Origin of the sequence: Barnesiella viscericola DSM 18177, assembly GCF_000512915.1 — a bacterium.
Taxonomy (GTDB): domain Bacteria; phylum Bacteroidota; class Bacteroidia; order Bacteroidales; family Barnesiellaceae; genus Barnesiella; species Barnesiella viscericola.
Map to the genome: position 1 here is coordinate 1,414,549 of NZ_CP007034.1, position 16,972 is coordinate 1,431,520.

Here is a 16,972-nt window from a genome sequence, read left to right on the forward strand (position 1 = left end):
GGTTTATCCCACTGGGCAGAGGGCCCGGTACAGCCCAATCGGGGAACAAGGGTTCCCTATTTGTCGCTGCATCGCCTTTGCTATCTTTTCAGAAGAGAGTAGGCGGCTCGGCTCTGTCAAACTCGAAAACTCTGTTTTCGTTTGCCACAGCCCTCGCCTTTCACTATCTTTCCAGAAGAAAGGAGGCGGCTCGGCTCTGTCAAACTCGAAAACTCTGTTTTCGTTTGCCACAGCCCTCGCCTTTCACTATCTTTGACCCTCGAAAACGAATTATGAGATACTCGCTTCGATACATATCAATACTGCTGGCTCTCGCCACCTGCCTGGTCGGGAAGGGACAAGAAGGGACAAGTTCGTTCGACTTTCTCAACATTCCCACCTCGACCCACGCCTATGCACTGGGGGGTACCAACATATCGGTAATCGACGAGGACGTCAACCTGATTAACCAGAACCCGGCTCTGCTGGGTCCCGAGTCGGACCTGCAACTGGGGCTCAACTACATGAAATACGTGGGCGGCATCAATCTGGCCGGAGCTACCTTTGCCAAGGCCGCCGGCGAACGGGGTGCCTGGGCGGCCGGTATCCAGTACTACGGCTATGGCAAGATGAAGAGTGCCGACGAAACGGGTGTCATCACCGGTGAGTTTTCGCCCAAAGACATTGTGTTCAACGGCATCTATTCACATGATTTCAACTCCTTCCTGCGGGGCGGCATCAACGCCAAGGTCATCTACTCCTCCTACGAGCAATACACCTCGTGGGCCCTCGCCGTCGACTTGGGTCTCAACTACTACAACGCCGACAACGACCTGTCGCTCTCGCTCGTGGCCCGCAATCTGGGTGGTCAGATCAAGCGCTACAACGAGACCTTCGAGCGTATGCCTTTCGACTTGCAGATAGGCTACACCCAAAGTCTCCAACACGCCCCCATACGGGTATCGGTCACCGCCCGCCACCTCACCCGGTGGAAGCTGCCCTACCCCACCATTGAGAACAATGCCTACACCAGTGGCGACGCCGTTATCGAGAAGAGCGGTTTTGTCGACAACCTCTTCCGCCACCTCATCTTCGGTGTGGAGTACCTGCCCACCGACAGGCTCTACTTCGGGTTGGGATATAACTACAAAACCCGCACCGACATGAAGACGGCCAGCCGAAATTTCCTCTCGGGATTCAGCATCGGCGGCGGCATCAAGGTGCGCATGTTCGGCCTGGGCGTAGCCCTCGCCCAGCAACACACGGGAGCCACCACCCTCATGGTCAACCTTGCCATCAATCTTTTTGAATTCAAAAAATAACCAAACCCTATGGATAAACCTCGCATTACCATCGCCATCGACGGTTTCTCGTCCTGCGGCAAAAGCACCATGGCCAAGGCCCTGGCCCGCCGCATCGGCTACATCTATATCGACAGCGGAGCCATGTACCGCGCCGTCACCCTCTACTGTCTCGACCACAACCTCATCGACGGCGACACCGTCGACACTGAGGCGCTGCGCTCGCACATGGACGACATTCACATCGACTTCCGTCCCGACCCCGCCACGGGCAAGACCCACACCTTCCTCAACAACCGGGACGTGGAGCAGGAGATTCGCTCCATGCGGGTATCGGACAAGGTGAGCCCCGTGAGCGCCATACCCTTCGTGCGCACCGCCATGGTGGCCGCCCAGCAGAAGATGGGCGAACGCAAGGGTATCGTCATGGACGGACGCGACATCGGTACCACCGTATTCCCCCGCGCCGAGCTGAAAATCTTTGTCACGGCATCGGCCGAGACCCGCGCCCAACGTCGGGTCGACGAACTGAAAGACAAGGGTGTAGCGGTCGATTTCGACGAAGTGGTAGCCAACATCAACAAGCGCGACCACATAGACCAGACCCGGAAGGAGAGCCCCTTGCGCCGGGCCGACGACGCCATTCTGCTCGACAACTCGCACATGACTATCGACGAGCAGGACGCCTGGCTGCTGGCCCGATACAACGAGGCCATCGCCCGTCAGCAATAACCCCGAGTAACAAAGAAAAAAGGAGAAAGGAGAGAAAACAGATGGCACGTATCGAAATCGACGAACACTCGGGCTTCTGCTTCGGGGTAGTCACTGCCATACGCAAGGCCGAGGAGGAGCTCGACCGCACCGGCCACCTCTACTGTCTGGGCGACATCGTCCACAACAGCAACGAGGTGGAACGGCTCAAAGCCAAAGGTCTCATCACCATCGACCACGAGCAACTCAAACAGCTGCACAACGTGAAGGTGCTGCTGCGGGCTCACGGCGAACCGCCCGAAACCTACCGCATCGCCGCCGAGAACCACATCGAGATTATCGACGCCACCTGCCCCGTCGTGCTGCAACTGCAACGCAAAATCAAAGCCGCCTACGACTCCAATCCCCCCGAAGAGGCCCAGATTGTCATCTACGGCAAGACCGGCCACGCCGAGGTGAACGGACTTGTGGGCCAGACCCGCGGGCAAGCCGTGGTAATCGAAAACAGTCACGACCTCGACAAAATCGACCTCCGCAAAAAGCTGCTCCTCTACTCACAGACCACCAAGTCGGTCGAAGGCTTCCGCCATATCGTCGACGAAATCAAGCAGCTGAAACCCGACGGCCGTTTCGAGTCGTTCGACACCATCTGCCGGCAGGTCGCCAACCGCATTCCCAACATTCGCGAGTTTGCCCGACGGCATGACCTCGTCCTCTTCGTCTGCGGCAAGAAGAGCTCCAACGGGCGCGTGCTCTTCGGTGAATGCCAGCAAGTCAACCCCCAGTCGCACCTGGTCTCCGACGTCTCCGAAATCGACCCCGCCTGGCTCGAAGGGAAAGAGAGCATCGGCATCTGCGGAGCCACCTCGACCCCCCGCTGGCTCATGACCGAAGTGCAGAAATATGTAGCCCAACTGCTCGAAAAAGAGAATCCCGGTTCCTCGGCCGGCGAATAACCGATAGCACACAGGGCTGCACCGCACGGTCAAAAAAAACGTAAAAAAATACCGTTTGTTACAAAAATATTTATTTACGACTAACATTTCCTGCTCGGCATCGGTTATTCGATTTTTATCTTTATCTTTGCCAAGAACTAAACATTACAGGTATGTCGCAAATTAAATGTATAGGTATTTTGACTTCCGGAGGCGATGCTCCCGGAATGAATGCGGCCATTCGCGCGGTAACCCGTGCAGCCATCTACAACGGATTTGAGGTAAAAGGGATTTATCGGGGCTACAAAGGGCTCATCACCGGCGAGATAGCACCGTTCAAAACACAAAACGTAAGTAACATCATACAGCAAGGCGGTACCATCTTGAAGACCGCCCGCTGCCAGGAATTCAAAACAGCCGAAGGCCGTAAGATTGCCTACGACACGCTGGTCAAAGAGAATATCGACGCTCTTGTCGTGATCGGTGGTGACGGTACCCTCACCGGTGCCCGCATCTTCGCAACCGAGTATAACTACCCCATTGTAGGTCTGCCCGGTACCATCGACAACGACCTCTACGGCACCGATACCACCATTGGCTACGACACCGCGCTTAACACCATCATGGAGGCCGTCGACAAGATTCGCGACACGGCCACCTCGCACGAGCGCCTCTTCTTCATCGAAGTCATGGGCCGCGATGCCGGATTCCTCGCCCTCAACGGTGCCATTGCCACCGGAGCCGAGGCCGCCATTATTCCCGAGATTTCGACCGAGGTCGACCAGCTCGAAGAACTGATCAAAAACGGATTCCGCAAATCGAAGAACAGTAGTATCGTACTCGTGGCCGAAAGCCCCATCACCGGTGGAGCCATGCACCTGGCCGAACGCGTACAGAAAGAGTATCCGCAGTACGACGTGCGGGTAACCATTCTGGGCCATATCCAGCGCGGCGGTTCACCCACGGCCCACGACCGTATCCTGGCCAGCCGCATGGGAGCTGCCGCCATCGACGCCCTGCTTGAAGACCAACGCAACGTCATGATTGGTATCCGCAACAACGAAATCGAATACGTCCCCTTCAACAAGGCCATCAAGAACGACAAGCCCATCGACCGCGAGTTGCTCAACACCCTGCGCAAACTCTCGATTTAAGAAGGAGAACAGAGAGAAGAGTTGTACCCCCATCGGGACAGTCCTCTCGAATCCACCGATATGAGTCCCGCCGGAAAAATCTCCGGCGGGTCTCTTCATTTTCAGAGGGAGGCCAATTCAGCTTATCAAAATGGTATGACTTTATCGAATTATGGCACAAATACTTCGCGCCATATTACCGACCTTTGCCATCGACAGCAGTTCCCTGTAAATCGACACATCATGAGCCAGTGTATCAAATCGTTTATCCAGAATCTCAATATTGTCGTCGGGTGTACCATCGGGTGCAGTTACTGCTATGCCCGCAACAACTGCCGACGCTACCACATGACCCCCGATTTTTCCACCCCCGAGTACATGCCCCGCAAGTTGCGACGACTCGAAACCCCTCGTCCGCACACCCTCCTGCTCACCGGCATGAGCGATTTCTCCGACTGGCGCCCCGAATGGATTGCCGAGGTATTCGCCCACATCGCCTGCAACCCGCAGCACACCTGCCTCTTCCTCACGAAACACCCCGAGCGTATAGACTTCCACACCACCCTCGACAACGTATGGATTGGAGTCACCGTCACCTGCGAAGCCGAAAAACAACGGTTGGACAAATTGCGCCGGCTCATCAGCGCCTGCCACTACTTCGTCACCTTCGAACCCTTGTTCGACGACCTCGGTAGCCTCGATTTAGAGGGTATCGACTGGGTGGTCATCGGTACCGAGACCGGTCGACGCAGAGGCAAGGTCACCGCTCACCCCCAGTGGGTAACCCGCATTACCCAACAAGCCCAAGCCCGCAACATACCCGTATTCATGAAAGAAGAACTCGCCCCCATCATGGGCGAAGAACAGATGATACAAGAATTACCCCAACCCTTTATATTCCCAACCGTATGAATACAGAACCTGCCATTCAAGAAATCGACGTGCGCAGCATCATGACCCGGTCGACCCTCCCGGTCGGCGGCTATTCGGTCAACCCCTACGTAGGCTGCACTCACGCCTGCCAGTATTGCTACGCCTCGTTCATGAAACGATTTACCAACCACCCCGAACCCTGGGGTACCTTCCTCGATGTCAAGAACTGGGAACCCATCAAGAACCCTCAAAAATACAACGGCAGCCGCATCGTCATCGGGTCGGTCACCGACGGCTACAACCCGCAGGAGGCCACCTTCAAACGCACCCGCCGCATTCTCGAAGAGCTGCAAGGCTGCGATGCCGAGGTCATGATCTGCACCAAGTCCGACCTGGTCTTGCGCGACCTCGACCTAATCAAACAATTCCCCAAAGCAACGGTCTCGTGGTCAATCAACACACTCGACGAGTCATTCCGGGCCGACATGGACCATGCCGCAAGCATCGCCCGGCGTATCGAAGCCATGCGGCAGACCTATGCCGCCGGCATACGCACCGTCTGCTTCATCTCACCCATCTTCCCCGGCATCACCGATGTAAAGGCCATCATCGAGCAGGTAAAAGAGTTCGCCGACCTCATCTGGCTCGAAAACCTCAACCTGCGCGGTCAGTTCAAGGGGCGCATCATGCGCTACATCGGCGAGAAATATCCCGCACTGCTCCCGCTGTACGAAGAGATTTACAACCACAAACGCCTCGACTACTGGAAAGGTCTCGAAGCCGACATCTCGCAATACGTCAGCCAGAAGGGATACCCCTATCGCATCAACGACCTTCCCTACGGGCGCTCGCAACCAGGGAGGCCCGTCGTCGTCAACTACTTCTACCACGAGAAGATACGGCTCGACAAAAACAAATAGAGAAACTTTCTCCTCCCCATATCCCTTTGACCGAGGTACACATACCTTTTGGCAAAGGGATTTGCGACATGCGACGACAGAATAGCCCGCGAACCGCTCGGCAAAATGCAGATTTTATTTGCATTTAAAATCGACTTACGTTATCTTTGTCTATCTTAGATTTCAAAGTTATGGAACCGTCGGACCAAGCATACACCAACGAAGAGCAACTCATCGAAGACAAATTTCAGGAACTGCTCAACGGGTATCTCAACTCAAACCACCGCAAGAAAGTAGAGATCATCGAGCGTGCATTCAAATTTGCCAAAGAGGCCCACAAGGGCATACGCCGTCGTTCGGGCGAACCCTACATACTCCACCCCATCGCCGTGGCCCGCATCGTGAGTCAGGAGATAGGGCTGGGCTCCACCTCGATATGCGCCGCGCTGCTCCACGATGTAGTCGAGGACACCGAGTACACCGTCGAGGACATCGAAAACCACTTCGGCAAGAAGATAGCCTCGATTGTCGACGGACTGACCAAAATTTCGGGCGGTATCTTCGGCGACCAGGCCTCGGCCCAGGCCGAGAACTTCCGGCGGCTGCTGCTCACCATGTCGGAGGATATCCGGGTCATTCTCATCAAGATGGCCGACCGCCTGCACAACATGCGCACCCTCGGCTCCATGCTCCCCAGCAAGCAGTACAAGATTGCGGGCGAGACACTCTACATCTACGCCCCCCTGGCTCACCGGCTGGGACTCTTTGCCATCAAGACCGAACTCGAAGACCTCGCCTTCAAATACGAACACCCCGACGCCTACAACCAAATCAAACAGAAGATTGCCGAGACCGAAGAATCGCGCCAGCAAATCTACAACAACTTTGCCAAGCCCATTGTGGCCAAACTTAAAGAGTTGGGCTTCGATTTCGAGATGAAGGCCCGCGTCAAATCCATCTACTCCATCTGGAACAAAATGGAAGCCAAGCACATACCCTTTGAGGAGGTGTACGACCTCTACGCCGTGCGCATCATCTTCAAATGCCCCAACGAAGCCGACGAGAAGAAAGAGTGCTGGACCATCTACTCGGTCATCACCGACATCTACAAGCTACACCCCGAGCGTACCCGCGACTGGGTGAGCCGCCCCAAGGCCAACGGCTACAAAGCCCTGCACCTCACCGTCATGGGCCCCGACGGCAACTGGATCGAGGTGCAGATACGGAGCGAAAAGATGGACGAAATCGCCGAGCGCGGTTTTGCCGCCCACTGGAAATACAAGGTGGGCAACTCCGACGAAGAATCGGAACTCGACATCTGGTTAAAAACCATCAAGGACATTCTCGAACACCCCGAGCCCAATGCCATCGACTTTCTCGATACCATCAAGCTCAACCTGTTCAGCACCGAGATTTTCGTCTTCACCCCCAAGGGCGAACTCATCACCCTGCCCAAAGATGCCACCGCCCTCGACCTGGCCTTCACCCTGCACTCCGACCTGGGATTCCACTGCATCGCAGCCAAGGTGAACCATCGGTTGGTACCCCTGAGCCAGAAACTGCAAAGCGGCGACCAGGTAGAAATCCTCACCTCCAAGTCGCAGACGCCCAAGGAGGAGTGGCTCAACCTCGTCACCACTGCCAAGGCCCGCAGCCGACTCATGACCGCCCTGCGCAAAGACCGGCGCAAAATCATCGCCAAGGGCGAAACCCAGTTCAAGGAGTACCTCGCAAACAACCATCTCGACTACAGCAATGAGCTGGTAACCAAGATTGTGAGCGCCCTGGGTCTGCAAAACCGGGAGGACCTCTTCTTCAAAATCGGAAACGAAGAGATTACCCCCAACGAAAACATCAAGAAAATCATTAAAGGGAAAAGTGTCAATCCCTTCATGCGATATCTCAAACTCTCGTTCGGCAACAACAGCAAGAACGAGCCGGCCAAGACCCAACAGCCCCAACACCCCACCATCGACCGCAAGCAGACCTACATCTTGCGCGATGTAAACGGTGTGAAGAACTACAAGGTGGCCGACTGCTGCTGCCCCATACCCGGCGACGACGTGCTGGGCTATGTCGAGGACGACGAAACCGTTGTCGTGCACAAGCGCGAATGCCCCGTGGCCATGCGCCTGAAATCGAGCTTCGGGCCCCGACTGGTCTCGACCCAGTGGGAGGCGAGCAAGTCGCTCTCCTTCCCCGCCAAAATCGAGATACAGGGTATCGACCGCATGGGCATTCTCAACGAGATTACCCGGGTCATCTCCAACGAACTGATGCTCGACATGCGCGGCCTCACCATACAGGCCAACGAAGGCGTATTCGACGGCACGGTCAACATCATGGTGCACGACACCCAGGTGGTCGAATCGCTCTGTAACAAATTACGAAAAATAAAAGGCGTGCAGAAAGCGGCACGCTGCAAAGAATAACCCCATAAAGTCATGGATCAAACCCGCATACAGAAAATCCTGTCCAGCAAACGAGTCCTGCAATTTCTCTTTTTCATAGCCGCGGTGGCCCTGGTTACCTATTTCTTCCCCGGCGAAGGAAAATTCCGCTACACCTTCCAGGAGGGTAAACCGTGGAAATACGGACTGCTCACCGCACCTTTCGACTTCCCCATCTACAAGGACGAAGCCGTCATTCAACAAGAGAAAGACAGCATCATGCTGGGCTTCCAGCCGGTATTCTCATTCAACAACACGGTGGGGACCAAATCCACAACCGACTTCGAAAAATCGCTCGGCAGCCACCCCAACCTGTCCATATCCCCCTCGTTGCGCAAAAATCTGGTCGAGGCTCTGCGCGACACCTACCGCAAAGGAATCGTCTCGTCCGACGACTATACCCGTCTGCAAACGGGCAAGTTCAAGGAGATACGCATCGTCGAGAACAACGTGGCCCGCGAAATGCCCGTGGCCGACCTGCAATCGCCCCGCGAAGCCTATGAAAACATCATCAACCGCTTCCCCGACGCCTACACCCACCACGTGCTGCAAAACTGCAACCTCAACGACTATCTCAACACCAACGTCACCTTCGACAGCATCACCACCGACCGCCTCAAAGACAACCTGCTGCAACGCATTGCCCTCTCCGACGGCATCGTGCAAGCCGGCGAACGCATCGTCGACCGGGGCGAAATCGTCACCCCGCAAACCTACCGCATACTCAAATCGCTCGAATCCGTCTCGCTCAAAAAGAGTACCGTCAACGACCACCGGGGCTACACCGTCATCGGGCAGATTATCGTCTTCACCTGCCTCTTTGCCTTCTTCTACCTGTTCCTGGCCCTCTTCCGTCCGCAGACCTTCAACGAAATGCGCACCCTCGGCTTCATCATGATGCTCATCGTGGGACTCTCGCTCATCGCCTTTTTCTTCTCCGAAGTACGCGTACAAGGCATCTACCTCGTGCCCTTTGCCATCATACCCATCATAGTCGTCACCTTCTTCGATTCGCGCACGGCCCTCTACGTACACCTCATCACCGTACTCATCTGTGCCTTCACCGCCCCCTTTGCGCTCGAATTCATCTTCCTGCAACTCATCGTGGGCATGACCGCCATCGACAGCCTCAGCGACCTCTCCCGCCGGTCGCAACTCATGCGCTGCGCCGTACTCGTCTTCTTCGCCTACTGCTTCGCCTACATAGGGTATACGCTGCTCTCCGAGGGCGACTTGTCGAAACTCAACTACAACATGTTCATCTACTTCGGCATCAACTGCGTGTTCCTGCTCTTTGCCTACCTGCTCATCTACATCTTCGAGAAGAGCTTCGGATTCATCTCCACCGTCACGCTGGTCGAACTCTCCGATGTGAACAACCCCATACTGCGCCAGCTCTCCGAGGAGTGTCCCGGCACCTTCCAGCATTCGCTGCAAATCTCCAACCTCGCCGCCGAAGCAGCCAACAAGATTGGAGCCAAAGCCCAACTGGTACGTACCGGCGCCCTCTACCACGACATCGGCAAGCTGAAAAATCCCGCCTTCTTCACCGAAAACCAGTCGGGATTCAACCCACACACCCCCCTCTCGTTCGAGCAGAGTGCCCAGATTGTCATCTCGCACGTCAACGACGGATTGAAAATGGCCGATAAACACCGCCTGCCCCAAGCCATCAAAGACTTCATCGCCACCCACCACGGCAAGGGAAAGGCCAAGTTCTTCTACAACTCCTATCGCAACAAATACCCTGACCGCCCCGTCGACGAGTCGAAATTCACCTATCCCGGCCCCAACCCCTTCACCAAGGAGACCGGTATTCTCATGATGGCCGATGCCGTCGAAGCCGCCTCGCGCAGCCTCAAAGAGTACACCAACGAGAGCATCTCGCAACTCGTCAACCGCATCATCGACTCACAAATTGCCGACGGCCTGCTGCGCGACACCCCCCTCAGCTTCCGCGATGTCGAGACCATCAAGGCCACCTTTATCGAGAAGCTCAAAACCATCTACCACACCCGCATCAGCTATCCCGAACTCAACAAGAGCGAGAAGCCCCGCGAGGAGAAAGCGCCCGAGACACCGGCACAAACGACTGGTATTTAAATATTAGATTAAGTGGAATTATATTACAAAGCCATGATTGTATGATAGACTTTATCTATAAAGCTCTCATAATCATTTAGTATAACACCATTCCCAAAATGATTATAATCATGTTCTGTCAACGACAGAGATGGATTCAATGATTTATAATAATCCATATATTGTTCACTATTCCTTAAATCATCATTTTCAGGAATATGCACAATATAGATCAAGGTTTTATTGGGTGTATGAAAATAGATTTCCGAATTATCCCTCGAAAGAATTACATACTTTTCCGCATTATGTTCCGTAAAAGATTCCCATTTATGAAGTTCTCCCGAACGTTTATAATACGGGAGCTTATCTAGAATAATAAAAATCTGGAAATAAGGGCAATTACCGCTTCGTATATTAGCCGTTTCCCCCAACATATTTTCAAAATAATTATTCGAGTTTTGAGAATAATTCTGCATCACAAACTTAACCGATAAACCGGCAACGGCAATATTCCCTTTTTTTACTGTTATATCCACTGCTTTATCGATATAACGACCTTTTATTTTTACTTCTTTTCCTTCTTTATATCCTTGAGAAAAAACGACATAATCTGAACCCAATCTCTCAGCTAAATCTTGTGCAATAGCCCCGTGCAGAGGTTTAAGTTTGGCCGTACTCCTAGATGTTCCCGATTCCAGGAACTCTCTAAATGAATTAGACAATACTCTTAAAAAGGTCGAGTTGTCGAGAGGGAATGTTATTATCTCTTCTTGCATAGTCTAAATTTATTTTATAATTTATATACAGTTCTATATCCTTTGAATTAAAGGTATAATATCCCCCGTTCTTATAATTTTTAAGAAGTGATATATAGCGAATAAACTCTTCATTCCGTATTATTTTCTCCAGTTGAGTATATGAAATGTGTTCATTCGGGAGAATATATAAGCCGCTGTATACCCCGCTTCCCGGGGGTACTTCGGTCAATTTTATACTATTAATATCTTTAATGCAAGTATTTATCGCGTACTTTTCTTTGCAAACATCTTTCAAGGCCTGAGCTCTACCATATAGGAACCAACCTGGTGTCTCCTCCTTTTTTCTCCCTTTCAATAACTTTTCTGCATTGTTGTCCAAATACGCACACACATTCTTGTCTGATGATATCTGTTCATAGGATAAAGGATTTCCTTCTTTATCGTATGGGAAAAAAGCACGAGACCATTTTCCTGTTGATGCTTTTACAACAGGTATAGTATACTTGTCAAAAGGAATATTTCCTATAAATATTTCATCATACAATGTAGCAAAACCATTCTTTACTCGAATATACTGTTTTACATTTGAGTATCTAATACGCTTCAACAAATCCAACTCTTTTCTATTAGAGAAATAGAATTTATTCCGGATATTAATCTCATCGTATGATAAGAAGTCAATACAACAGATATGATTCTTTTGTGAATCATATACATCATATTCAATCCGATTATTATTTTCTCTTTTCTCAAAGCGGGAAATCATGGTATAAGTAGTAGCTTTGAATGGTTGGAAATGTCCTAAATCCACAACTCCAGTCAAATACTTATTATAAATAATTTCATTTCGCATATTTTCTCCCGCCAAACTATTCAACCAAGAACTCGGTGTAATATAACATAAAGTTCCCCCAGCAGCCAACATGCGAAAACCCAATTCAAAAAATACCAGGAACAAATCGGTCATTCCCCCACTCGCAAACGTAAATCTCTTCACGTCAATGTAATCAGACTCCAAATTATGAACCCTCACATAAGGAGGATTTCCCACTACGAAGTCCATCTTACCATCATACTTTCTCTCTTTTAAGGCATTACCTCTAACAATATCCCAAGCAACATCGGTAATCCCAAACTGAGAAGATATATGATTTAAATTTTCGATACACTTACCGTAAATCTCCGAATCAATTTCTATTCCATGGATATACTCTTGCAATTCTTTTTTCAGTAACTGAGTTTCATTACTGTATTTTAGAAAAGTTCGACAATAACGCAGAACAATTTCACACAAAAACGCGCCATCTCCACAGCTATTATCAATGATATGTTTCCTTAATATGTAAGGAGATTCCACATAGCCACAATAATCTAATATGCTTATGACTAAATAACCAGGAGTAAAAACTTGACCGTTATGTTTTATTTGTCTACTTCCCATGATAAGACAAAGATAGTATATTTTCTTTTCCTTTAAAGGCTTCTTTATCCCAAAAATCTACCTTTTATTACCCTGCCATAAAGCTGGGGCAAACACCTGTTTTCTTTGCAGAAAATTGGAAGAGTCATGGGGATTGTACAACACGACGAAACGATAACGATTGAAGCCAACCGACTGCGAAACGAACAACTGAAACGATTCTATTCGCCCGAGACGGGCGAGGGGAGCGACACGGGCGACCGCCGACCGATACGGATCGGCGACGCTCCGCTGCCCCTGCAATATATCCCGGCGGCCATGTTTGACGAGCCGCTGGTCCAACAGCTCGCACAGGCGGGCAGCCTCGCGGGCTATCTGCGGCAGCAAGGGGTCGACACGCCCGGCGAAGGGCACACACTGCTACCCAACGGAGAGAGCGACGACGAGGGCGACATCTCACCCCTCCTGTCGCTGTGGCGGGAGTGGATACGGGTGCGCATTCGATACGACTTTGAGTTCTGGGCATACAGTTTCGTGCGCATCAAGAACAAGCTGGGGGCCGACGACATACCCTTCCGGCTCAACCGGCCACAACGCCGCATACTGGGTATGCTCGAATCCATGCGCACCACCGACCGCCCCATTCGCCTCATCTTGCTCAAAGCCCGCCAATGGGGCGGCTCCACCCTCATACAGATTTACATGGCCTGGATACAGCTGGTGCACCGGCGCAACTGGAACAGCGTGATATGCGCCCACATCAAGGAGGCGGCGGCCAACATCAAGGGCATGTACAGCAAACTGCTGGCCAACTATCCCGACTGGCTGCTCGACGAGGGCAAGCCCAAATTCCGCCCCTTCGAGCGCATGGCCAACACCTCGGTCATCGTCGGGCGCGACTGCCGGGTCACCATCGGCTCGGCCGAGAGTCAGGAGTCGGTGCGGGGCATCGATGCCGCCATGGCCCACCTCTCCGAGGTAGCCTTCTGGCGCAACAGCCGCATGAAGTCGCCCGAGCAACTGGTACGGTCGGTGTGCGGGTCGATCATGCTGCTCCCCTACTCGATGGTGGTGATGGAGAGCACGGCCAACGGCACCGGCTCCTACTTTCACCAGGAGTGCGAGCGGGCCAAGCGGCACGAAAGCGACAAGCTGTTTGCCTTCGTCCCCTGGTTTGAAATCGAGATGTATGCCATTCCCGTCAACGACTACGACTCGCTCATCGCCACTCTCACCGACTACGAACGCATGCTCTGGGACCGGGGGGCTACCCTCGAAGCCATCGCCTGGTACCGCCAGAAGCGGAAGGAGTATTCGCGCCACACCGACATGATGGCCGAGTATCCCAGCGACGACATCGAGGCCTTCTGCTACTCGGGCGAACGGGTGTTCGACCCCACGCTGGTCGAGCGGTTGCGCCACGGCTGCTGCGCGCCCCGGTTCGAGGGCGACATTCACGGCAAGGAGCTCACCGGCCGCGAGGCTCTCGAAGGCATCGAGTTGGAGGCCAAGCCAGGTGGCCCCCTGCAAGTGTGGGAATATCCAGCCGAACACCACGACATTCGCGACCGCTATCTGGCGGTAGTCGACATCGGCGGCCGCTCCGACATGGCCGACTACTCGGTCATCGCCATCTTCGACCGCTACTGGATGCTCGAAGGGGGGCCCGCCGAGGTCGTGGCCCAATGGCGGGGACACATCGACCACGACCTGCTCGCCTGGAAGGCCGCCCAAATGGCCGCCTACTACCAGAACGCCCTGCTGGTCATCGAGAGCAATACCCTCGAAACCGAGCACGACGACAGCGAACACTCGGCCTACCTGCTCGACACCCTCTCACGCTACTACGACAACCTCTACGCCCGGCCGGCACCCCCCGACAGCATCGGGCAACGCCCCTCCTCCCGCTGGGGATTCCACATGAACCGGGCCACCAAGGTGCTGGTCATCGATGCCCAACGATCGGCCCTGCGCGAAGGGGCCTACATCGAGCACGACGCCCGGGCCTGCTACGAGCACGACGTGTTCGAGCGCAAACCCAACGGCAGCTACGGAGCCATGGAGGGGCACCACGACGATATTCTCATCACCCGCTGCATAGGCAACTACATTTGCAGCCGCGACCTCCCCTCGTTCATCAAGCCCGGCCACCGGGGCGGCGAGCCCATCGTCAACGAGTCGTCGATATAGCCGGGCTGGATAAAAGATAAAATCGGGCAATTTCGCCCGGCGGCACGCAATCACGAGTCCACTCGACCCGAACCCGGACAAACACCCGCCACACCTCTTTCGGTTTGACAAGAAACCCTAATAATCTGAAAAATAGCTCCGCTGCCTGCGGCTTTCTGTGACAATCCTTCTATCTTTGCCCCCCAGAAAGCCGCAACAGGGGAGCACAGTTTTTCAAACCGAAGCAAATCCCTGTCTCCGATCGCGTTTCTCCCCACCTGTTCAAGCTCCGCAAATGATACCGATATGAATACAAAATACATCATAGGAATCGTACTCGCCAGCCTGTTGTTCACCGCCCCGGTGCAGGCCCAAAAGCAAACCGCCCCGGCCGAAAAGACCGAGACCCGAGCACAGAGCGTCAAACCGCGTCACCTCACCAAAGCTGAGTTTCTCTCGAAGGTTGCCAACTTCGAGAAGACCCCCGACCGCTGGGAGTACCTCGGTGCCCGTCCCTGCATCGTCGACTTCTACGCCTCGTGGTGCGGTCCCTGCCGCAAACTGGCTCCCATACTCGAAGAACTGGCCACCGAATACGCCGGGAAAATCGACATCTACAAAGTCGACGTCGACAAGGAACCGCAGCTGGCCGCCATCTTCGGGGTGCAAAGCATTCCCACCTTGCTCTTCTGCCCCATGACGGCCCAGCCCCAAATCGCCACCGGCTTCATGGACAAGGAGGCGCTACAACAGGCCATCAGTCAGGTGCTGCTCCCGTAACCGGGGCCGCCCCCGTTTTTCACAAACCAAGACAAGAGATTAGAGGAATCACCCTCGACACGACACGCCCGGGACTACTCGTCGTCATCGGGCCACAGGCGCATCGCAATGCGGGCACACCCCTCGGCATCGGCCAGGGCGTTGTGGTGATGGTCAAAAGGGATACCCAGATAGGCGCACACCGTGGGCAGCCGATAGTTCGCGATGTCGGTGCGCGGGATCAACCGCCTGGCCCGCGTGAGGGTACAAAGAAAATCGCCATACACATAATCGATGCCATACATGCGGCAGGTCGCCCGCAACACCCGCTCGTCGAAAGACTTGTTGTGAGCCACCAGCCTCAACCCCTCGACCAACGGCGAAACCTCGCGCCACACCTGCCCAAAGTTGGGCGCATCGCAAGTATCAGCCGGGAAGATACCATGTATCTCCTCCGAAAAGCGGCGGATATAGTAGTCGGGCTCGGGGCAGACCAACCGGTGAATGCGGTGCGTCACCTCGCCCCCATGCACCACCACGAGCCCCACCGAGCAGATACTCGTGGGTTCGTAATTGGCAGTCTCGAAATCGATGGCGGCAAAATCTTTCATAAGCACAATATGGAGGGGTAAAGGTAGTGAAAGCCGAGAGGACGGCCAAATATCGCACTCCTTTTCTCACCCTTTTCACATTACTCCCCTCACCACACCGCCCGACTGTAAAAATCGGACGGCACCTCCCCCCGATTTCGCCGCACAAATTTTGCGATACGTAAGATAACCCCTACCTTTGCCTGCACAGAGAAAATCCAGAAGATGAAAATAGGAATTATCGTAGCCATGCAGAGCGAACTCGATTGCGTGCGTCGCCTGCTGGAAAATCCCCGCGAGGAGCGCCACGGCGCTTCGCTTTTCATCGTGGGCACATGTGGAGCCCACGAGTTGATTCTCACCCAAAGCGGCATCGGCAAGGTGTCGTCGGCCATACGCGCCTACGAACTGATAGACCGCTACCGCCCCAACGCGCTGCTCAACACCGGCGTGGCCGGCGGCATAGACCCCTCGATGCGGGTCATGGACATCGTGGTGGGGTCGGAAATCGTCTACCACGACGTGTGGTGCGGCGAAGGCAACGTCTGGGGACAGATACAGGGGCTGCCGCCCCGGTTCCACAGCGACCCCGCGCTGGTCGAGAAGGCCTTGCAGGTAGAGACCTCGCTGCGTATCTATAAAGGACTGATGTGCAGCGGCGACCGCTTCATCACCGACCCGGTGGAACTGGCCGAGATCAAGCAGCTCTTCCCCGAAGGCATGGCCGTCGACATGGAGTCGGGCTCCATCGCCCAGGTATGCCACATGCGCGGAGTCCCCTTCCTGAGCTTCCGCATCATCAGCGACACCCCGGGCATCGAAGGCCACATCGCCCAGTACAACCACTTTTGGGACGATGCCCCCCAGCGGTCGTTCGAGGTACTCACCAGCCTCATCGCAAAATTATAATCAA

At 54.0% G+C, this 16,972-nt stretch carries 14 protein-coding genes; 11 read left to right on the forward strand and 3 right to left on the reverse strand.

Annotated features, from left to right (window positions below; translation table 11 throughout):
- The first annotated feature begins 272 nt into the window (after window positions 1–272).
- From porQ to BARVI_RS05670, 8 genes are all read left to right on the forward strand, one after another.
- Complete coding sequence (gene porQ / locus BARVI_RS05635; protein WP_025278302.1) at window positions 273–1,301, forward strand: type IX secretion system protein PorQ; 1,029 nt, start codon at window positions 273–275, stop codon at window positions 1,299–1,301.
- A 9-nt stretch (window positions 1,302–1,310) separates the two neighbouring features.
- Window positions 1,311–2,012 (forward strand): (d)CMP kinase, encoded by a 702-nt coding sequence (gene cmk, locus BARVI_RS05640; RefSeq protein WP_025278303.1) that lies wholly within the window; start codon window positions 1,311–1,313, stop codon window positions 2,010–2,012.
- A gap of 41 nt (window positions 2,013–2,053) precedes the next feature.
- Window positions 2,054–2,947 carry a 4-hydroxy-3-methylbut-2-enyl diphosphate reductase gene (locus BARVI_RS05645; RefSeq protein ID WP_025278304.1) on the forward strand — a complete coding sequence of 298 codons (894 nt, stop codon included), beginning with the start codon at window positions 2,054–2,056 and terminating at the stop codon, window positions 2,945–2,947.
- A gap of 152 nt (window positions 2,948–3,099) precedes the next feature.
- Window positions 3,100–4,080, forward strand: coding sequence for a 6-phosphofructokinase (gene pfkA, locus BARVI_RS05650; protein ID WP_025278305.1), 981 nt, complete (start codon window positions 3,100–3,102; stop codon window positions 4,078–4,080).
- Window positions 4,081–4,302: 222 nt separating this feature from the next.
- Entirely contained in the window at window positions 4,303–4,971 is a 669-nt protein-coding gene (locus BARVI_RS05655) for a radical SAM mobile pair protein A (protein WP_025278306.1), read from the forward strand.
- Window positions 4,968–5,852 (forward strand): radical SAM mobile pair protein B, encoded by an 885-nt coding sequence (locus BARVI_RS05660; protein ID WP_025278307.1) that lies wholly within the window; start codon window positions 4,968–4,970, stop codon window positions 5,850–5,852. The genes BARVI_RS05655 and BARVI_RS05660 overlap by 4 nt, the downstream gene beginning before the upstream one ends.
- A gap of 170 nt (window positions 5,853–6,022) precedes the next feature.
- A complete protein-coding gene (locus BARVI_RS05665) occupies window positions 6,023–8,263 on the forward strand; it encodes a RelA/SpoT family protein (RefSeq protein ID WP_025278308.1) in 2,241 nt (746 codons plus the stop codon).
- Between the two features lie 12 nt (window positions 8,264–8,275).
- The gene (locus BARVI_RS05670) at window positions 8,276–10,384 is read left to right on the forward strand and encodes an HD family phosphohydrolase (RefSeq protein ID WP_025278309.1); all 2,109 of its coding nucleotides are present in this window, start codon (window positions 8,276–8,278) and stop codon (window positions 10,382–10,384) included.
- Window positions 10,385–10,407: 23 nt separating this feature from the next.
- Here the strand turns inward: BARVI_RS05670 and BARVI_RS05675 are convergent, their stop codons facing one another.
- Entirely contained in the window at window positions 10,408–11,139 is a 732-nt protein-coding gene (locus BARVI_RS05675) for a hypothetical protein (RefSeq protein WP_038534285.1), read from the reverse strand.
- The gene (locus tag BARVI_RS05680) at window positions 11,078–12,562 is read right to left on the reverse strand and encodes an Eco57I restriction-modification methylase domain-containing protein (RefSeq protein ID WP_084547004.1); all 1,485 of its coding nucleotides are present in this window, start codon (window positions 12,560–12,562) and stop codon (window positions 11,078–11,080) included. Before BARVI_RS05680 ends, BARVI_RS05675 begins: the two co-directional genes overlap by 62 nt.
- Before the next feature lie 126 nt (window positions 12,563–12,688).
- Here BARVI_RS05680 and BARVI_RS05685 point away from each other — a divergent pair, with 126 nt between their 5' ends.
- Together BARVI_RS05685 and trxA are read left to right on the forward strand one after the other, a co-directional pair.
- Window positions 12,689–14,731: a hypothetical protein gene (locus BARVI_RS05685; RefSeq protein ID WP_025278312.1), complete on the forward strand. Its 2,043-nt coding sequence runs from the start codon at window positions 12,689–12,691 to the stop codon at window positions 14,729–14,731.
- Between the two features lie 285 nt (window positions 14,732–15,016).
- Window positions 15,017–15,490, forward strand: a complete 474-nt coding sequence (gene trxA / locus BARVI_RS05690; RefSeq protein WP_025278313.1) for a thioredoxin — start codon at window positions 15,017–15,019, stop codon at window positions 15,488–15,490.
- 74 nt (window positions 15,491–15,564) lie between these two features.
- On the opposite strand, the gene BARVI_RS05695 is transcribed toward trxA, so the two are convergent.
- A complete protein-coding gene (locus BARVI_RS05695) occupies window positions 15,565–16,080 on the reverse strand; it encodes a 3'-5' exonuclease (RefSeq protein WP_025278314.1) in 516 nt (171 codons plus the stop codon).
- 204 nt (window positions 16,081–16,284) lie between these two features.
- Between BARVI_RS05695 and BARVI_RS05700 the strand changes: the two genes are divergently transcribed.
- A complete protein-coding gene (locus BARVI_RS05700; protein ID WP_025278315.1) occupies window positions 16,285–16,968 on the forward strand; it encodes a 5'-methylthioadenosine/adenosylhomocysteine nucleosidase in 684 nt (227 codons plus the stop codon).
- The last annotated feature ends 4 nt before the right edge of the window (window positions 16,969–16,972 follow it).

Coding starts and splice junctions, on each gene's coding strand:
- porQ (WP_025278302.1), top strand. CDS start 273: ATGAGATACTCGCTTCGATACATATCAATACTGCTGGCTCTCGCCACC.
- cmk (WP_025278303.1), top strand. CDS start 1,311: ATGGATAAACCTCGCATTACCATCGCCATCGACGGTTTCTCGTCCTGC.
- BARVI_RS05645 (WP_025278304.1), top strand. CDS start 2,054: ATGGCACGTATCGAAATCGACGAACACTCGGGCTTCTGCTTCGGGGTA.
- pfkA (WP_025278305.1), top strand. CDS start 3,100: ATGTCGCAAATTAAATGTATAGGTATTTTGACTTCCGGAGGCGATGCT.
- BARVI_RS05655 (WP_025278306.1), top strand. CDS start 4,303: ATGAGCCAGTGTATCAAATCGTTTATCCAGAATCTCAATATTGTCGTC.
- BARVI_RS05660 (WP_025278307.1), top strand. CDS start 4,968: ATGAATACAGAACCTGCCATTCAAGAAATCGACGTGCGCAGCATCATG.
- BARVI_RS05665 (WP_025278308.1), top strand. CDS start 6,023: ATGGAACCGTCGGACCAAGCATACACCAACGAAGAGCAACTCATCGAA.
- BARVI_RS05670 (WP_025278309.1), top strand. CDS start 8,276: ATGGATCAAACCCGCATACAGAAAATCCTGTCCAGCAAACGAGTCCTG.
- BARVI_RS05675 (WP_038534285.1), bottom strand. CDS start 11,139: ATGCAAGAAGAGATAATAACATTCCCTCTCGACAACTCGACCTTTTTA.
- BARVI_RS05680 (WP_084547004.1), bottom strand. CDS start 12,562: ATGGGAAGTAGACAAATAAAACATAACGGTCAAGTTTTTACTCCTGGT.
- BARVI_RS05685 (WP_025278312.1), top strand. CDS start 12,689: ATGGGGATTGTACAACACGACGAAACGATAACGATTGAAGCCAACCGA.
- trxA (WP_025278313.1), top strand. CDS start 15,017: ATGAATACAAAATACATCATAGGAATCGTACTCGCCAGCCTGTTGTTC.
- BARVI_RS05695 (WP_025278314.1), bottom strand. CDS start 16,080: ATGAAAGATTTTGCCGCCATCGATTTCGAGACTGCCAATTACGAACCC.
- BARVI_RS05700 (WP_025278315.1), top strand. CDS start 16,285: ATGAAAATAGGAATTATCGTAGCCATGCAGAGCGAACTCGATTGCGTG.